This is a genomic window from Pseudoalteromonas sp. 20-MNA-CIBAN-0454, from assembly GCF_040308685.1.
In the GTDB taxonomy this organism is placed as follows: domain Bacteria; phylum Pseudomonadota; class Gammaproteobacteria; order Enterobacterales; family Alteromonadaceae; genus Pseudoalteromonas; species Pseudoalteromonas nigrifaciens.
Genome location: NZ_JBEOOB010000094.1, coordinates 1 through 801, shown reverse-complemented (window position 1 = coordinate 801; position 801 = coordinate 1). Strand labels below are relative to the sequence as shown.

2 protein-coding genes are annotated in these 801 nt (G+C 39.1%); both read left to right on the top strand.

Translation table 11 applies throughout. From position 1 onward, the window contains the following. Window positions 1-80 precede the first annotated feature (80 nt). On the top strand, window positions 81-386 hold the full coding sequence (gene tnpA, locus AAEZ22_RS18090) for an IS66 family insertion sequence element accessory protein TnpA (protein WP_352298356.1): 306 nt from the start codon (window positions 81-83) through the stop codon (window positions 384-386). Next, the gene (gene tnpB / locus AAEZ22_RS18085; protein ID WP_024605589.1) at window positions 383-736 is read left to right on the top strand and encodes an IS66 family insertion sequence element accessory protein TnpB; all 354 of its coding nucleotides are present in this window, start codon (window positions 383-385) and stop codon (window positions 734-736) included. Before tnpA ends, tnpB begins: the two co-directional genes overlap by 4 nt. Window positions 737-801 lie beyond the last annotated feature (65 nt).

The window sequence follows — 801 nt, the reverse complement described above, 5'->3', positions numbered from 1 at the left end:
GTAAGCGCGCAATTAAACCCACATACCAATATTAATGCTACCTATGCATAATTTACTCAGCATATTAACCTGAGGTAATTATGAATAAACAGCAAAAAATAAAACACTGGCAAGGCATTTTTGAGCAGCAAAAATCGAGTGGTTTAGCCATCATTCAATTTTGTCATGATAACAACATTAACGCATCGACTTTCTATGTTTGGCGTAAACGCCTTTCTGACGAAACGATAAGGGTTAAAAAGCAACAGGTGATCCCGTTTGTTATTCATGAGCAAGCCTTTACACACCCTTCAATCATTAAACTCACCACACCAAACGGCTATCAAATAGACTTCGAGTCGACATTAGCGCACCAAGCACTCGCCAAATTATTGAGCGTACTGTGACACCTTGCACACACCAAGTTTACTTGGTCACGGGATTCACCGACATGCGAAAATCAATCAATGGGTTAAGTATTATTGTCAGCGATACCCTATCTCTCGATCCTTTAAGCCAAGCGTGGTTCGTTTTTTGTAATAAACAACGCGATAAATTAAAAATTTTGTTTTGGGATACCAATGGTTTTTGGCTTTATTATCGTCGCTTAGAGCAAGGACGATTTCAATGGCCAAATCATGCTCAAGCACACGTAGCCATGGGGATTGAACAACGGCAGTTACAATGGTTATTATCTGGCTTACCGGTAAATAATAAAACCCGCCACTCAACTTTATCAGGGTTATCAGTGATGTAAATTAACCAGATCGTTTTTTTTACTTGAACGATCTTTCCCATGTGTCATGCTATTAAAATGCCAGA